Genomic DNA, 15,304 nt, shown 5'->3' on the forward strand with positions numbered 1-15,304 from the left:
CTCAGGCGGCCGGGCGCGGATTCGCCGCTGCCCGCTGCCGCAGGCTCAGTGCGAAGCCCGCGCCGATCGCCAGCAGCGCCGCCGCGCAGGCCAGGAACACCGGCCGCGTGCCGATGCGGTCCACCGCCGCCGAGGCCACGGCCACGCCGAGCGCGATGCCGAGGAACATGGTCGAGGCGAACAGGCTCACCGCGGTGCCGCGCAGCGCGGGCACCATCTGCGTGGCATGGGTCTGCAGCGTGCCGTGCAGCGCGTAGAAGCCCAGGCCCGCCACCAGGCAGGCCGGCAGCGCCAGCGCCCAGTGCTGGCCGAGCGCGAGCGCCAGCCAGCCCAGGCCCAGCGCGATGCCGCCGCCCAGCACCAGCCCGCCTTCGCCGAACACCGACAGCAGCCGGCGCGCCGCGAACGCATAGAAGAAGCCGCCCACGCCATAGAGCGCCACCACGCCCGCCGCGCTCGAGAGCCCGAGGCCGTATTCGCGCACCAGGAAGGCCGGCAGAAAGGCCAGGCCCGAGAAGGCGAAGGCGCCCTCGGCCATCACCACCAGCAGCATCCAGCGCGCCCAGGGTTCGGCCAGCACGCGCAGGATGTCGCGCAGATGCCCATGGCCGTGGCCGGAGGGCGCGCGCACCGGCTCGGCGCGCACCTCGCGGTTCAGGCTGATCGCGAGCCCGCCGACGCAGAACACCACGGCCAGCAGCGCGAACACCGCGCGCCAGCCCAGCCATTCGGTGAGCACGCCCGACACCCACTGCCCGGCGATCATGCCGCCCAGCGACAGCATCAGGAAGCGCGCCAGCACCGGCTGCCGCTCGGCATAGGGCACGGTGTCGCCGACCCAGGCCAGCACCAGCGCGATGATGCCGGCCGCCGCGGCGCCGGCGAGGAAGCGCGCCACCACCAGCATCTCGAGGCTCATCGCCACCAGCGCGAGCAGGTTGCCGGCCACGCAGCCCAACGCCGCGAAGCCGATGGTGCGGCGCTTGCCGAAGCGGTCGCCGAGCGGGCCGAACAGCAGTTGCAGCAGCCCATAGGCCACCGCATAGACCGACACCGTGAGCGCCGCGCGGCCGGTGGTGACGCCGAAGTTCTGCGCCAGCGCGGGCAGCATCGGATCGCAGACGCGCATCATCGCGCTGCTGCAGCAATGCACCGTGGCCAACGCCGCCAGGCCACCCGGCCGCACGCGGGTCATCGGGCCTGCGCGTCCTGCTTCTCGAAACCGGGGCGGGGAATCAGCGACAGCCAGGCGGTGCTGAGGCCGCCGTCGACCAGCAGGTCCTGCCCGTTCACGTAGCCCGAGCGCGGGCTGGCCAGGAAGGCCACCACCTCGGCGATGTCCTTCGGTCCGCTGATGCGTCCGGCCGGCACGATGGCCTCGCGCTTCGCGAGCACCTCGGGCTGGGTGTAGATGCCCTCGGTGAGCGGCGTGCGCACCATCGCCGGGCTCACCACGTTGCTGCGGATGCGGTGCTCGCCGAGCTCCACCGCCAGCAGCTGCGACAGCATCTTCACGCCCGCCTTGCTGATGCTGTAGGGGCCGCTGTAGGGCTGCGGCACGCGGCCCGAGATCGAGGCCACGTGCACCATGCTGCCGCCGCCCGCGGCGATCATCTGGCGGCCGAAGGCCTGCGCACACAGCAGGAAGCCGTCGAGGTTCACCGCCATCAGCCGGTGCCAGCGCTCGATGTCGATGTCCATCAATGCCGCGGCGTAGATCGTGGCCGCGTTGTTCACCAGCACGTCGCAGCGCCCGAGCTCGCGCTCGACCGCGGCAGCGGCGCGTTCCACGTCGGCCTTGTCGGTGATGTCGCAGCCCAGCGCGATCGCGCGCGCGCCGCTTTCCGCGATGTCGGCCGCGGCGCGGGCCGCGCCCGCCTCGTCGCGGTCGAGCAGCGCCACCCTGGCGCCCACCGATGCGAGCTCGCGTGCGATCTCGATGCCGATGCCGCCGGCCGCGCCGGTGACCACGCAGACCTTGTCTTCCAGTTGCAGCCAGTTTGCGGTCATGGCGTCAGACTTGCGGGTTGGCGATGCGCAGCACCAGGCCGTCGAGCGCCGCGCTCATCACGAGCTGGCACGAGAGCCGGCTCGTGGCCTGGCGCGGCGCGGCCGTGTAGTCGAGCATCTGGTCCTCGGTCGAGGCCATGGCGGGCAGTGCGTCCGCGGGGCCGTCTTCCACGAAGACATGGCAGGTGGCGCAACTGAGCGAGCCGCCGCAGTCGCCGACGATCTCGTCGATGCCGTGGTCGCAGGCGGCGCGCATGAGGTTGGTGCCGACGGGAACGTCGACGTCGCGGCGGGCGCCGTCGGCGCAGATGAAGGTGGCCTTGGTCATGGCGCCACTGTCGGGCGCGCTCGCCCCGGTGTCAGTCCCCTCGGAGGGGACGGGCGCGACGGGCGCCGCGTGCGCACACTCGGCGGCATGCAATCCATCGCCATCCATCGCCACGGCGGGCCCGAGGTCCTCGAAGCCCTTGACCTCGAACTCCCGCCGCCCGCGCCGCGCCAGGTGCGCGTGCGCCACACCGCCATCGGCCTCAACTTCTCCGACATCAACGTGCGCAACGGCGGCTTCTACCTCGGCCGCGGACCGCGCTTCCCCGTCATCCTCGGCAACGAGGCCGCCGGCGTGGTGGAGGCGGTGGGTGCCGAGGTCACCGAATGGCGCGCGGGCGACCGCGTGGCCTATGCCGGCACCGGCGGCCTGTTCTTCCAGGACACCGGCGCCTACGCCGAGGCGCGCAACCTGCCGGCCGACTGCCTGGTGCGCCTGCCCGACGACATCGACGACCGCCAGGCCGCCGCCATGCTGCTCAAGGGACTGACCGCCTCGGTGGTCATCCACCGCTGCCACCGGCCCCAGCCCGGCGACACCATCCTCGTGCATGCCGCCGCGAGCGGCGTCGGCAGCCTGCTCACGCAATGGAGCCGACACCTGGGCGCCACCGTGATCGGCACCGTCGGTTCGCAGGCCAAGGCCGAGTTCGCACGCGCGCACGGCTGCGACCACACCATCCTCTACCGCCAGGAGGATTTCGTGGCCGCCACCAAGCAGCTCGCGCCGCAGGGCCTGGCGGCCGTCTTCGATGGCGTCGGCAAGGACACCTTCATCCCGTCGTTCGACTGCATGCGCCCCTTCGGTGCCGTCGTGAACTACGGCAACGCCTCGGGCCCGGTGCCGCCTTTCGATCTGATGCTGCTGGCGCAGAAGGGCTGCCTCGCGCTGCACCGGCCGGGCTTCGGCTTCCATGCCATCACGCCGGAGACTCGGGCCCAGGCCTGCGAAGAGCTGTTCGACCTGGTGCGCGGCGGCGCGCTGAAGGTCGAGGTGAGCCGGACCTATGCGCTGGCCGACGCGGCGCTGGCGCATGCGGACGTGGAGCAGGGGAGGACGGTGGGGTCGGTGTTGTTGATTCCGTGAAGGGAGCGGTGCGCGGTCGCCGTTGACGATGTTGCTTGTCCTTGATGGAGGCACGCGTTTAGGATGCCGTTCGACCGCACCACACAGCCCCGGGGGGAGGCACCATGGAACTTCACACCGCGCGAATCTTCGTCCAGGACCTCGGCGATGCTGCCCGTTTCTACGAACAGACATTGGGCCTGCCGCTGAAGGCCGACGGACGCGAACATGGCTATTGCGTGTTCGGCTCGGGGCCGCTGAACCTGGTGGTCGAGCGTGTCGACGCGGACGCCCCGACGGAAGACCAGGTGCTCGTGGGGCGCTTCACGGGGCTGTCCTTCGACGTGGCGGACATCGAGGCGAAGTACAAGGAACTCTCGTCGCTCGGCGTCGCGTTCATCGGGCTTCCCGAGCGGCAGCAATGGGGCGGGATTCTCGCGACGCTGCGCGACCCGGCGGGCAACGAGATCCAGATCGTGCAGCAGCCCTGAAGGCCCGACCCAAGGAAAGAAAACGTGCCGAAGAAATTCTTCAACCTGCGCTTCGACAGCGAATCTCCGCAGGACTCCGTGGGCGGCGCCTACCTGGCGCCCGAGGGCCAGGGGCTGCCATGTTGCACGCAGTGCGACCGGCAGATGATTCCCTTCCTTCAGTTCACGCTGCCTCGCGCGGCCGAGCTTCCGTTTTTCGACGGAAGCAGGCTGTCGGTGCTCATGTGCCCCGAGCACAACGAGATCCCGAGCTTCGAATCCTTCGAAGCGCTGCCGCCGGCCTACTGGGACCAGGGCGAAGGCCACTGGTTCGCGTCGCTCGAGAAGCCGCGGGCCATGCATCGCGTGCCCAGTCCCCCTGTGCTTCAGACCGCCGAGCTCGTGGTGGCCGATGCGCCCGCCGACGAGTACTACCGCATCGCGGTGGGTGGCGAGCCCGAGTGGGTGCAGGATGAAGAAAGCTTCACCTGTTCCTGCGGCTCTGCGATGGCGTTCGTGTGCCAGGTCAGCGACAGCTTCCAGTTTCTCAAGCTGCCCGATGCACCCGAGCAGCCCGACGGTTCTTCGGCCCGAGGCTATGTGCTCTTTCTGGGCAACGAGGTCTACGTGTTCGCATGCGCGCGGCAATGCGACCCGCGGGCCGTGTGGGTCACGGTGCAGAACTGAGCGCGCCCTCTCTGCGCTTGCGCGCAGCCGTGGCCTCTGCCTAGCCCCCCGAGCGCCGTCGTCCTACCTGCTCGTCCCCCCTGTTTTCCTAGAGTGCATTCACTGCAGCCGCACAGGGCGGCTCGGTGACAAAGACACTCAACCAAACAGGGGCCTTCTCATGAAAAAACATCTTCTCGTTCTCGCCATCGCATCGAGCTGCTTCGCCATGGGCGCAGCCAACGCGGCCGACGGCATGACCAAGGACCAGTACAAGGTCGCCAAGGAAAAGATCGAGGCCGACTACAAGGTCGCCAAGGCCCAGTGCGACACGATAAAGGACAACGCCAAGGACGTCTGCGAGAAGCAGGCCAAGGGCACGGAGAACGTGGCCAAGGCCGAACTCGAACAGCAATACAAGCCGACCGCCGGCCACGCCAAGAAGGTCGCCGAAGAGAAGGCCACGGCCACCTACGAAGTCGCCAAGGAAAAGTGCGATGACCAGTCGGGCGATGCCAAGAGCGCTTGCGTGAACCAGGCCAAGGCCGACCACGACAAGGCCAAGGCCGACATCAAGGCCATGAAGGGCTAAGAAAGCCCATGAAGGTGCCCGCGCGAGCGGGCGCCTTGCAGTGGCCGCAGCCGCTGCAGGCCTAGCGTTCGCCGGGCCAGATATCCCGCATCCGCTCGGCTTCCTGCGCGAATTGCTCGGCCAGGAAGTCCAGCAGCGCCCGCACCCGCGGGACCATGTACTGCGTGGCATGCCGTATCGCGTACACACCCGGTTCCTTCGCCACGTACTCCGGTAGCAGGATCCGAAGCCGGCCGCACCGTACATCCTCGGCCGCATCCCAGATCGTCTTGCGCGCGATGCCTCGTCCCGCCAGCGTCCAGGCGCGCACGAGTCCTCCATCGTTCGTTTCCCATGCATCGGCCATCCGCACCGTGTGCTGCCAGGTCTCGCCGCCTCGCGCGAAGTGGAATTCGTTGAGCGGCCCGGCCGCGGTCACCAGCACGATGAAGCGATGGTCCGCGAGCGCCTCGGGCGTGCGTGGCGTGCCGTGGCGCTCCAGGTAGTTGGGCGAGGCGCAGAGCACCCGGCAATTGGGTGCCAGCCGCCGTGCGACCAGGGCGCTGTTCTCGGGTTGCCCGAAACGGATCGCGAGGTCGACGTTGTCCTGGTGGAGGTTCGACACCGAGTCGGTCAGTGTCAATGCCACCCGTACGCCGGGGTGAAGGCTCGCGAACATGTCCAGCCACCGATCGAGCACCTGCCGCCCGAAGTCGGTGGAGGCCGAGATCCTGACCTTGCCCTGCACCATGCCCTGCCCCTCGCGCAGCAGGGCTTCCACCTCATGGATGCTCTGCAGCGCGACCTCGCAGTGCGCCAGATAGAGCCGGCCTTCCTCGGTCAGCCGCAGGTGCCGGGTCGTGCGGTCGAGCAGCTTCGCGCGCAAGGCCGTCTCCAGCTTCTTCAGCCGGGCGCTCGCCGCCGCGGGCGACAAGCCCAGCTTGCGTCCGGCGGCGGAGAGGCTGCCTGTCGAGGCCGTCTCCGCGAACAGGCGCATGTCGCCCCATCGATCGGTTGCCATCTTTCACTTGGATTTGAAGTTCATTCAATTTTCCGCCCAATTATCAAAGTTGGAGCGCAGCCGCACACTGCCGGCTTCCGTCCTGGCTGGCCAGGGCCCCGCACACACAGGAAGCATCCGACATGACACGAGCCATCGGCGGCGCATCGCGCCTCAGCGACCTTTCTTCCGAGCCGGATGCGGCCACGCGGCTGCCTTGGGCCGCGCTGCTCGCGCTGACCCTGACCAGCTTCATGGCCACGGCGAACGAGGCGGTGCCCGCGGGCCTGCTGCCGCAGATCGCGCGGGGCCTGGGGGTGTCCGAGGCCTGGGCCGGACAGTTCGTCACGCTGTGCGCGCTCGGCGCCGGATTGGCCGCCATTCCGCTCACGGCGGCCACCCGTGCGTGGTCGCGCCGCAAGGTGCTGCTGCTCGCGCTGGCTGGGTTCTGTGCCTGCAATGCCGTGACCGCGCTCTCCACCCACCTGGCACTCTCGCTGGCTGCGCGCCTCGTCGTCGGCCTCGCGACCGGCCTGGCCTGGAGCGAACTGGCGACCTGTGCCCGGCGCCTGGTGCCGAGCCACCTGCAAGGTCGCGCGTTGGCAATCGTCATGGTCGGCATCCCGCTGGCCTTGTCGTTCGGCGTGCCGCTGGCGGCGTGGCTCGGCCGTCAGATCGGCTGGCGCTGGATGTTCGGCGGCATGTCCGCGATCGGTCTGGTGCTGGTGGCCTGGGTGCGCGCGAGCGTTCCGGACCTGCCGGGCCGGGACGGCGGCGAGCGGGCGGACTATCGCCGGGTGCTGGCCACGCCCGGTGTCGGGCCGGTGCTGCTGATCGTCATGCTCTGGATCTTCGCGCACTACCTGCTCTACACGTACATCGCGCCATTCCTCGCGCAGCGCGGCCTGCTCGACCGGCTCGATACCCTGCTGCTGAGCTTCGGGCTGGCCACGGCCATCGGCCTCTGGGGCGTGGGCTGGCTCGTCGACCGTCATCTGCGCGCGTTGCTCCTGGGGTCGCTCGGCACCTTCGCGGCGGTCGGCGTGGCGCTTGGGGAGGCCGGTTCATCCTTCACGCTCGTGTTCATCGGCGTGTGCGTGTGGGGATTGAGCTTCAGTGGCGCGCCCACGCTGCTGCAGACCGCGCTGGCCGATGCGGCCGGAGACGCGTCCGACATCGCGCAATCGATGCTGGTCACGGTCTTCAACCTGTCGTTCGCGGCCAGCGGACTGTTGGGAGGCGTGCTGCTCGGCACCGTGGGCAGCGCGGTGTTTCCCTGGCTCATGGCGGCGTTGGCATGCGCGGGAGCATGGGTGGCGTGGCGCTTTCGGGCCAGCGCGTTCCCTTCGAACCGGCGTCGCACGTCGACGCGCTGAGATCGAGCCCTGGCCCGGTGCTGACGGCGGGGCGGTCCGGAACGGGCGCTTGGCTCTATGGCACGATGCGCGCCAAGAAACCCGAAGACGAGGAGACGGCCATGTCCTTGCTGCGACGCTTGCGCGGAGAGCCCCGATTCGCGATGCCCTGCCTTGGCAGAACCTTGACGCTGTATCGACAGGGTTCGCAGCTCGGATTGCTCACCGGTCTGGGGACGGTTGCGCTGTTCAATCTTCCCTGGCATCTGGTGGCGGGAGGCGAGGAAGTGGTCCGCCCGTTGGTCGCCGTTGCCGGGGCCAATCTTGCTGCGACGCTCATCGCGTCGCGTGCGCCGGTCGAGATGGATGCCGGTGACGCCGCGTCTCGCTGGCTTTGACTACCGCTGCCGGCTGGAAGCCGGCTCTTGAATCATGAGCAACTTCGAGATCTACACCCCAACCGCTGAAGAGGTGCACTCGGGCGAGTTGGGCCGCCGCATGCGGCAGTTCAACTATCGGTTTGTCGGCGAGTACGGGCAGGTGCAGCCGGTCTGGGTCAGCGCAAAGGGCGACACGGGCGGGCTCGTGGGTGGGTTGCGAGGATTCGTGTTATTGCACTGGCTGAATGTGGAGCTGCTGTACGTGGACGATGCGGCTCGGCACCAAGGCCTGGGGCGAAGGCTGCTCGAAACGGCGGAACAGAAAGCCCGCGAGCTGGGTGCCCGAAATGCGACGTTGAACACCTTCGAGTGGCAGGCGCGTGAGTTCTATCTCAAGCAAGGCTATGAAGAGTTCGGGCGCATCGATGACTACATCCAGGGGTTCTACGTGGCGTACATGAAGAAGGCGCTGTAGCCATAGTGTTTGCAGACCATGGAGGAATTCATTGGATGAGCGAGCGTGAAGCACGTAGGGCCGGTCGAGTGCGGGTTCCATTTCGACAACGCGGACTTCAATGTGAAGGAAGCGGCTGCTTCGATGGCCTTGACCGGCCGCAGAAAGCTTTCGGGCTGATGTGGCCGATTTCTGCTGAGACTGGTCAAGGCCGTTCGCGGGTCGCCACCTGAAGGTCAGGAGTGGCAGTCATCCGTCATTCGATCCGCGTCGCCCTCAATGACTGCTGTATCTTTGAGATCGGAATTCGCCTGCGGGAGACTTCTAGCACTAGCAGGGGCTAATGACCACTCATGGCCCGCGCACCTTCGAACTCCCGTCCCGAAGCGGAAATGGACGACCTAAGGCAGGCTTGCGAAGCGCTGGCGCTCAGCTTTGAAGCCGAACCGGGAACGTAGGTACGCGATGCCCGCACTGGCTTCCGTCGAACAATCACTAGGTCACCGCTGCTCTACACCCCGGACGACGGAGCGGTCGATGTCCCGAGAATGCGGCGTTGCAGGGGGCCTGCATGGCCCGGGTTAACTTAAGATATCAACGTAAAACACTTGAGGAAACAACATGAGTACTGCGGGCGAGGTCACGCTGAGGAGCCGACTGCAGTCCATGCTCGCGCTTCAGGACAGCATCAACAGCAGGATTAGCCCCGATTGGCGCGATGCGGACAACGCCTGGTTCCGGGCGATTTGGACGGAGTGCGCTGAGCTCGTAGACCACATTGGCTGGAAGTGGTGGAAGCATCAATCGCCCGACATTCCGCAGGTTCACCTGGAGTTGGTCGACATCTTCCACTTTGGGTTGAGCGAGCTTCTGCAGCAGCACGGGACGGCGGACGCCGCTGCAACGCAGCTTCTCGGTGCCTACATCGTCTACGCAAAGCGCAGCGGCGTTGGCGTTGACGACTCTGCGGCGCGCATCGCCTTAGTGGAGGCTTTCGCGACGTCCGTGCTGACGACAAGGCGCTTCGACCTGGCTGGTTTTTGCGAGCTCGCCAGTGCCGTCGGTCTGGAAGAGCAAACGCTTTACGAGATGTACGTAGGGAAGAACGTGCTCAACGGGTTCCGGCAGGACCATGGCTACAAGGCAGGCACGTACGTCAAGACCTGGGACGGCCGCGAGGACAACGTATGGTTGGTGGAGTTCGCTGCGGGCCTGGACAAGAACCCAGCCACCTTCGCGTCCGAGCTCTACGGCCAGCTGTCGAAAAAGTACGACGAGGTAGCACGTGGCTGTTGAGCTGCCACCAACCGTTGCCGAGAACTGGAAGTTTTTTGTCAGCGCGCAGCTGTGGCCACGGGCGACACGTTTTGACCCCAAAGGCTGGCTCGAGAACTTCGATGCCGTCGATCAAAAGTACGCCATCCGCTTGCTGGAAGGCTTCACCTACTTCGCGGACGAGCTGGTGGGCGCGCTGTTCCAGGGTGCCTTCCAAAACCTGTCGCAGTTGGTGGTCCAGAACAAGGACAACTACTTTTCGGCCAGTTCGCAGTGGACCCAGTTCCTGGAGTCGGCCATCGTCGTCCGCGCCGAGGGCAACTACAGCAGCGATGCAGACAGCGGCTTTATCTTCACCCGGCTGGCTCGCAACAAGCTCGGAGTGCAGGAGGAACAGCTGCTCTCGCCAGCGAAGGCACTCGACCAGCTGAAGGCAACCCCTCGCGGCAACGTCATCTTTGTCGACGACTTTGTCGGTTCCGGCGAACAGTTCGAGAACACGTGGACAAAGATTCACCAGCTATCTGATCTGGGAGCGGCGTCGTTCAAGTCGCTCGTAGCCACTATCGGGTCAGGCGCGGTGGGCTTCTATTACTGCCCCTTGATTTGCACCGATGTCGGTCGTGACTACATTGCACAAACGTGCCCGTTGGTGAAGCTTGCGCCTGCGCACTCCCTCCCGGAGACGTACAGCGCTCTGTCTAGCAGCTCGGTGATTTGGCGGGACGACATGAAGGTCGAGGGCCCCCTCTTTGTTGAGCGCGCGAGCGTAAAGGCCGGCATCCCATTTCGCGATGGACAGGAGGGGTGCTGGATGGGCTACCGAAAGCTCGGCTTGGCGCTTGCTTTCGAACATGGGTGGCCAGATGCTGTGCTGCCTATCTTCACGCACCAAGAGAACGGCTGGAAGCCGCTCCTGAAGAAATAACCATGACGAGCCAGAACGGGTCTATCGAAAAGCTGAGCACGGTGCTTGGCCTATACAAGGCGGAATGGCTTCGCGAGCAGCTGTTCGACTTGTTCACCGTACCGGGCTACTTCGATTTGCTGAAGACGAATCGGCCGTGTGTACTCATTGGAGGGCGGGGCACTGGGAAGACTACTGTCCTGCAGGGCCTCTCATACCAAGGTCAGTTCGCCTTCGCCAAATCTGACAAGAGTGTCATCGACACTTGGCAGTTCTTTGGCCTATACCACCGCGTAAACACCAACCGCGTGACGGCTTTCCGGGGACCGGAGCTGTCGGAGGAAAGGTGGCGCGCCTGCTTTGGTCACTATCTGAATTTGGTGTTCTGCACGCAGCTCCTGGAGTTCGCCTGCTGGTACGAGCTTCAGACGGACCGAGACTTGTCCCTGGACTCGAATGACCTTGCAGCGTTCCGCGCGACCCTCGGCCTCAAGTCTGACGGCCGCCTGGCTGACCTGGCTCAAGAAGTCAAACTTCAGATGTTGGGTTTCGAGGCGTCGATCAATAGCATCGTAGACGCGCCGCCGACCTTTCTCTCGATGCAGGGTGCGCCGGTGGATGCGCTTGCCTCGGCGTTGCTCCGTACGAAGGAACTGGCCGGCAAGCAGTTCTTCTTCCTCATCGACGAGTTCGAGAATTTCGAGGACTATCAGCAGCGCATCCTCAACACCATCATCAAGCACTCGCAGGGGGCCTACACATTTAAAGTCGGTGTCCGAGAGCTCGGATGGCGAGAGCGTTCAACGCTGAATGGAAACGAGCAGTTGACCTCCCCGGCGGACTACGCACGCATTTCCATTGCGGAGATGCTGACGGAATCTCGCTTCAAGTCGTTCGCCGAGGGTGTTCTGTCGGCTCGATACCAAGGGACGTTTGAGGGTACTTCCGTCGTCGCAAACTTCCCTTCGCTGTTCCCCAAGCTGGACGACCTCGATGAGGCCGCGCGCCTGATTGACAAGGGTCAAGAAGCTCGCGTCCGCAAGGCGATAGAAGCGGCGAGCTCGCCGGCGCAGCTCGAAGCTGCAAAGGCACTTCCGATTGGCGTTCAGTACTTTTTGGACTATTGGGCGAGTTCTCATAGGGGGACGACTACGCTCTCCCAGGAGATTAATGCGTGGCTTACGGACAGTTCTTCTAGCAAGGACCGCTTCAACAACCACTTTCATGCATCGCTATTCGCCATCCGCAACGGCAAGCGGGGCATCCGGAAGTACTACAGCGGCTGGGACGTCTACCTATCGCTCTGCGAAGGCAACATCCGCTACCTTCTTGAACTGGTGCACTCGGCACTTCTCCTTCATGACGAAGAAGGCGGTGAACCGCTCTCGCCCATCAGCGCCGAAGTTCAGACCCGAGCTGCGCAGGCGGTCGGGCGGAAGAACCTATCCGAGCTGGAGGGCCTCAGTGTTGACGGCGCACGTTTGACGAAGTTGCTGTTGAGCCTTGGCCGAGTCTTTGGCGTTCTGGCTGAATCGCCTGCTGGACACACGCCCGAGGCGAATCAATTCCACCTTCGCGAAGAGCAGGAGTCCGACAGTGATGAGAAGGCCATGGACCTGCTCAAGCACTCGGTGATGCATTTGGCGTTGGTCAGGTATGCCGGCAGCAAGCCGCTGGATGAGCGGGATACCAAGGCCTACGACTACATGATTCATCCCATCTTTGCGCCCTTCTTTGTCTTTAGCCACCGGAAAAAGCGGAAGGTTCTGCTGTCGACGGCGAACCTGCTGAGCTTGGTGGACAAGCCGAGAGAGGGCATCGAAGCCGTCTTGAAGCTCAATCACAGGGAGTCCGAAGCGGATCTTCCTGACCAGATGCAGCTGTTCGGCGACTTCTATGCGTGAGTTGAAGCGCGAGCCGATTCTGACTGACACCTTCGAGTCAGTTAGTCTCTTTACGCCCGTGCCTGGGAGCGCGTACATCTATCGCGTCACCAATGAAGACCGCAGCGGTCACACCGGCCAGTGGGGACAGAGTTGCACGGACGTTGAGCTCATCGAGGTCACTACTGAATCCGTCTCTGGTTTCCAGGTGTCCGGCGTCGAGGAGGAATTCTTCCTGCGGAGTGCCGCATCGCTTTCGAGGCTGCTTGCTCCCCTTGGAACAGGCCGAGTCCTGTACGTCGACATCACCGGCCTAAGCCACCCGACCTGGGCTGCACTCATCCGGGCGGCCATCGCCGCGAGGATGGAGGTGCGTGCTGTCTACGTGGAACCGTATCGGTACAAGCGAAGCGCGGCACCGCTTGAAGGCCAAATTTACGACCTCAGTGCACGCATCGCAGGCATCGCGCCAATGCCGGGCTTCGCAACGATTTCCACGACGGAAGAGTCAGTCTTCGTGCCGCTGCTGGGGTTCGAGGGGGCAAGGTTTCGCCATGTCATCGAGCAGGTGCAGCCAAGCCACGAGCGGATAGTGCCGGTGGTAGGCATCCCGGGCTTCAAGCCCTGGTACGTCTTCGAGACTTACATGGGGAACAGGGCCGCGCTGGAGGAGACGAGCGCCTGGCACCATATCCAGTTCGTCCCGGCGAACTGCCCCTTCAGTTGCTTCTACCTTCTGCAGGAATTGGCTCGGCGTCATCCCAACTCCACGTTGAAGGTCGCCATGATTGGCACGAAGCCGCATGCACTGGGCGCGGTGATGTTCGCATTGACGTCGCCGAGCCGCATTGAGCTCATCTATGACAACCCGATTCGCAAGGAGGGTCGCACCAACGGCCTTGATAGGCTCTTGGTCTATCACGTTGGCGCCATCACCGCAGGCGCAGGCGGCAGCTCGATGACGACCGGAGCGGGGCGGCGCTGATGGACCGTTTCTACACATCGCCCGAGCTTGCCGACGCGCTGGTGGGTCTCGCTACACCGCGCCGCCGCACGCTCTCGATCGCCGATTTTGCATGTGGCGAGGGAAGCCTCCTGCTCGCGGCCGAGCGTCGCTGGCCGACGGCTTCGATGATTGCCAACGACGTGTCTGCCGTCTCGGTGGCCAGCCTTCGAAAGAGCCGACCAAAATGGCGGACTGCGTGTTCGGACTTCCTGAGCCCGCGCTCTGTGCGGTCATCGTCGCTGCGGAACCACCTCGCAGGCGTCGACTTGGTCCTGCTGAACCCTCCGTTCTCCCGCAGGAACCGACAGACGTTCGAAGTTGCGATTGGAAATGAGGTGTTTTACGCCAGCATCGCGATGGCGTTTGTCGTCAACAGCATTCCCTTCTTGAGGCCAGATGGAACCATCTTGGCGGTTCTGCCGGACGGCTGCATGGTTAGCAAGCATGACGAGACCGTGTGGCGTGCGCTGCGCGAGCACTTCAACGTCGAGGTCATCCGGGACAACGCGAGGTCTGCGTTCCAGGGCGTGAGGGCGCGAACCTGCCTGGTTCGGATGACGAAGGTAAACGTTCGCGCCTCAGTGGCCGAGCAGGTCGCCCCCCCCCTCGCACTAACGATTTCACGAGGCCGCGTTCAGATGCATTCCCGCACGGTGGTTCCGGTCAGGCAGGGCAGGCCGCTGGTGCATACAAACAACCTGCTGAACGGCACGGTGACTCACTCGGGTGAGCATGTGCAGGGCGGCGTCCTAATAGGGCCTGCATTGCTTTTCCCTCGGGTTGGGCTCGTCACGCCCGGGAAGCTGTGTGTGCTTGCAGCGGGTCGAAGGGTAACGCTTTCGGACTGCGTACTTGGCGTGGTCTGCGAGTCGGAGGCCGAGGTCGAGACATTGAGGCGAATGGTGCTTGCTTCCTGGCCGACTTTTGCGTCTGCTTATCGAGGAACTGGGGCCCCGTACATCACAGTGGAGCGCGCGTCAGCGGTGCTTGCAGAGATTTGGCTGGCGCCGCGTTCTGCACTGGCAGTGCTTCCAAGCGACGTCCTGGTTTAGGTGCAACTTGTGGTTTGAAACGGAGCACTTCCAATAGGCCTAGGGCAGGTGGCCATCCCCGGGTTCTGATGCTGCGTAAAGCCGTGGATGAACGTAAGTGTTTTGCGAAGTCGGGCAGCGCAGGCCTTGCACTCTCAACGGCACGCGGGTATGGACCGGCCACGCTAAAGTTTCAATGTATCTGCAGGACCTGCGCACCTGCAGTAGCAGGACGGTGTGGATGCCTGCTCCACCTAGGATCGCGCCCGTCGTTGCCGGTCAGGAGATGGATGAGCCAACGGCGAACTCGTGGCCGTGACTGTAAAGCTGGCAATGTCCGGCGAATGACGGTAACCGCTGCGACGCTGACACTTGACCTATGGAGTAGAGAGCGAGTTCGAAGAGGTCCGCCGATTGGTGGCCGGCGCGCGCGGCCGCGCGGTCCAGGAGGGCGTGGCCTCTTCCGGCCAGTGCATCGGGCTGATCGATGACATCCCGACTTGTGCGGAACTGTAGGTGCGCATGGCGCGCGAGTGCCACGAGCATCTGGACCGGGCGCGGTCCTGGATGGACTGAGTCTTTTCTTGCCCGCATCCCAGCGGCTCCGATGCCGATCGGGGCAGCACGCCACGGCCTCTTAGAGGTCCGTGCTCAGTGCGCTACGGAAGCTGCATTTATTGGCGCTTACCGCAACTTCATGCCAAACGGCACGTCAACCCGCCCACTTCTTCCCTAGAGTGGATGCCCCTCTCACTCACTACCCCAACTAGGGGAGAAGAAAGGCGCAACACACCAACCCACCGAGATGTTCGAAGGCTGCTTGCCTCGCGGCAGGTTGTCGTTGCAAAGGCAGCGATGCAAATGCGAGGTATCAAAAGGCGACGGCCAGGGTGTTGGAGCACC

At 64.8% G+C, this 15,304-nt stretch carries 16 protein-coding genes; 12 read left to right on the top strand and 4 right to left on the bottom strand.

Going from position 1 to position 15,304, the window contains the following annotated elements:
- Position 1 precedes the first annotated feature (1 nt).
- Genes ACODT0_RS02070 through ACODT0_RS02080 form a run of 3 tightly spaced genes read right to left on the bottom strand, consistent with a single transcriptional unit; the run spans position 2 to position 2,338 of the window.
- Positions 2-1,195 carry an MFS transporter gene (locus ACODT0_RS02070; protein ID WP_489040412.1) on the bottom strand — a complete coding sequence of 398 codons (1,194 nt, stop codon included), beginning with the start codon at positions 1,193-1,195 and terminating at the stop codon, positions 2-4.
- Positions 1,192-2,010, bottom strand: coding sequence for an SDR family NAD(P)-dependent oxidoreductase (locus tag ACODT0_RS02075; protein ID WP_203206908.1), 819 nt, complete (start codon positions 2,008-2,010; stop codon positions 1,192-1,194). Before ACODT0_RS02075 ends, ACODT0_RS02070 begins: the two co-directional genes overlap by 4 nt.
- Before the next feature lie 4 nt (positions 2,011-2,014).
- A complete protein-coding gene (locus tag ACODT0_RS02080; RefSeq protein WP_057594183.1) occupies positions 2,015-2,338 on the bottom strand; it encodes a 2Fe-2S iron-sulfur cluster-binding protein in 324 nt (107 codons plus the stop codon).
- Positions 2,339-2,425: 87 nt separating this feature from the next.
- Here ACODT0_RS02080 and ACODT0_RS02085 point away from each other — a divergent pair, with 87 nt between their 5' ends.
- The 4 genes from ACODT0_RS02085 to ACODT0_RS02100 all read left to right on the top strand — a co-directional run bounded on the left by ACODT0_RS02085 (position 2,426) and on the right by ACODT0_RS02100 (position 5,131).
- Complete coding sequence (locus ACODT0_RS02085; protein ID WP_489040413.1) at positions 2,426-3,424, top strand: quinone oxidoreductase family protein; 999 nt, start codon at positions 2,426-2,428, stop codon at positions 3,422-3,424.
- A gap of 104 nt (positions 3,425-3,528) precedes the next feature.
- Positions 3,529-3,894, top strand: a complete 366-nt coding sequence (locus ACODT0_RS02090) for a VOC family protein (protein ID WP_489040414.1) — start codon at positions 3,529-3,531, stop codon at positions 3,892-3,894.
- A gap of 24 nt (positions 3,895-3,918) precedes the next feature.
- Entirely contained in the window at positions 3,919-4,560 is a 642-nt protein-coding gene (locus ACODT0_RS02095; RefSeq protein WP_489040415.1) for a hypothetical protein, read from the top strand.
- A gap of 160 nt (positions 4,561-4,720) precedes the next feature.
- Entirely contained in the window at positions 4,721-5,131 is a 411-nt protein-coding gene (locus ACODT0_RS02100) for a hypothetical protein (protein ID WP_489040416.1), read from the top strand.
- Positions 5,132-5,192: 61 nt separating this feature from the next.
- On the opposite strand, the gene ACODT0_RS02105 is transcribed toward ACODT0_RS02100, so the two are convergent.
- Positions 5,193-6,131 (bottom strand): LysR family transcriptional regulator, encoded by a 939-nt coding sequence (locus ACODT0_RS02105; protein WP_489040417.1) that lies wholly within the window; start codon positions 6,129-6,131, stop codon positions 5,193-5,195.
- Positions 6,132-6,253: 122 nt separating this feature from the next.
- Between ACODT0_RS02105 and ACODT0_RS02110 the strand changes: the two genes are divergently transcribed.
- The 8 genes from ACODT0_RS02110 (at position 6,254) to ACODT0_RS02145 (ending at position 14,422) form a co-directional block, all read left to right on the top strand.
- Positions 6,254-7,486: an MFS transporter gene (locus ACODT0_RS02110; protein WP_489040418.1), complete on the top strand. Its 1,233-nt coding sequence runs from the start codon at positions 6,254-6,256 to the stop codon at positions 7,484-7,486.
- Between the two features lie 101 nt (positions 7,487-7,587).
- A complete protein-coding gene (locus ACODT0_RS02115; RefSeq protein WP_489040419.1) occupies positions 7,588-7,863 on the top strand; it encodes a hypothetical protein in 276 nt (91 codons plus the stop codon).
- Between the two features lie 34 nt (positions 7,864-7,897).
- A complete protein-coding gene (locus ACODT0_RS02120) occupies positions 7,898-8,320 on the top strand; it encodes a GNAT family N-acetyltransferase (protein WP_489040420.1) in 423 nt (140 codons plus the stop codon).
- Between the two features lie 600 nt (positions 8,321-8,920).
- Entirely contained in the window at positions 8,921-9,595 is a 675-nt protein-coding gene (locus tag ACODT0_RS02125) for a dUTP diphosphatase (RefSeq protein WP_489040421.1), read from the top strand.
- Positions 9,585-10,502, top strand: coding sequence for a phosphoribosyltransferase-like protein (locus tag ACODT0_RS02130; RefSeq protein ID WP_489040422.1), 918 nt, complete (start codon positions 9,585-9,587; stop codon positions 10,500-10,502). Before ACODT0_RS02125 ends, ACODT0_RS02130 begins: the two co-directional genes overlap by 11 nt.
- A 2-nt stretch (positions 10,503-10,504) precedes the next feature.
- The gene (locus ACODT0_RS02135; RefSeq protein ID WP_489040423.1) at positions 10,505-12,385 is read left to right on the top strand and encodes an ORC-CDC6 family AAA ATPase; all 1,881 of its coding nucleotides are present in this window, start codon (positions 10,505-10,507) and stop codon (positions 12,383-12,385) included.
- Positions 12,378-13,349, top strand: a complete 972-nt coding sequence (locus tag ACODT0_RS02140) for a hypothetical protein (protein ID WP_489040424.1) — start codon at positions 12,378-12,380, stop codon at positions 13,347-13,349. Before ACODT0_RS02135 ends, ACODT0_RS02140 begins: the two co-directional genes overlap by 8 nt.
- Entirely contained in the window at positions 13,349-14,422 is a 1,074-nt protein-coding gene (locus tag ACODT0_RS02145) for an N-6 DNA methylase (RefSeq protein ID WP_489040425.1), read from the top strand. Before ACODT0_RS02140 ends, ACODT0_RS02145 begins: the two co-directional genes overlap by 1 nt.
- Positions 14,423-15,304 lie beyond the last annotated feature (882 nt).

It is taken from the genome of Variovorax sp. FG153 (assembly GCF_057809595.1).

Excerpts from the sequence above, each read along its gene's own strand:
- ACODT0_RS02100 (WP_489040416.1), top strand. The coding sequence starts at position 4,721 with ATGAAAAAACATCTTCTCGTTCTCGCCATCGCATCGAGCTGCTTCGCC.
- ACODT0_RS02085 (WP_489040413.1), top strand. The coding sequence starts at position 2,426 with ATGCAATCCATCGCCATCCATCGCCACGGCGGGCCCGAGGTCCTCGAA.
- ACODT0_RS02075 (WP_203206908.1), bottom strand. The coding sequence starts at position 2,010 with ATGACCGCAAACTGGCTGCAACTGGAAGACAAGGTCTGCGTGGTCACC.
- ACODT0_RS02110 (WP_489040418.1), top strand. The coding sequence starts at position 6,254 with ATGACACGAGCCATCGGCGGCGCATCGCGCCTCAGCGACCTTTCTTCC.
- ACODT0_RS02145 (WP_489040425.1), top strand. The coding sequence starts at position 13,349 with ATGGACCGTTTCTACACATCGCCCGAGCTTGCCGACGCGCTGGTGGGT.
- ACODT0_RS02120 (WP_489040420.1), top strand. The coding sequence starts at position 7,898 with ATGAGCAACTTCGAGATCTACACCCCAACCGCTGAAGAGGTGCACTCG.
- ACODT0_RS02140 (WP_489040424.1), top strand. The coding sequence starts at position 12,378 with ATGCGTGAGTTGAAGCGCGAGCCGATTCTGACTGACACCTTCGAGTCA.
- ACODT0_RS02090 (WP_489040414.1), top strand. The coding sequence starts at position 3,529 with ATGGAACTTCACACCGCGCGAATCTTCGTCCAGGACCTCGGCGATGCT.
- ACODT0_RS02105 (WP_489040417.1), bottom strand. The coding sequence starts at position 6,131 with ATGGCAACCGATCGATGGGGCGACATGCGCCTGTTCGCGGAGACGGCC.
- ACODT0_RS02115 (WP_489040419.1), top strand. The coding sequence starts at position 7,588 with ATGTCCTTGCTGCGACGCTTGCGCGGAGAGCCCCGATTCGCGATGCCC.
- ACODT0_RS02070 (WP_489040412.1), bottom strand. The coding sequence starts at position 1,195 with ATGACCCGCGTGCGGCCGGGTGGCCTGGCGGCGTTGGCCACGGTGCAT.
- ACODT0_RS02135 (WP_489040423.1), top strand. The coding sequence starts at position 10,505 with ATGACGAGCCAGAACGGGTCTATCGAAAAGCTGAGCACGGTGCTTGGC.
- ACODT0_RS02125 (WP_489040421.1), top strand. The coding sequence starts at position 8,921 with ATGAGTACTGCGGGCGAGGTCACGCTGAGGAGCCGACTGCAGTCCATG.
- ACODT0_RS02080 (WP_057594183.1), bottom strand. The coding sequence starts at position 2,338 with ATGACCAAGGCCACCTTCATCTGCGCCGACGGCGCCCGCCGCGACGTC.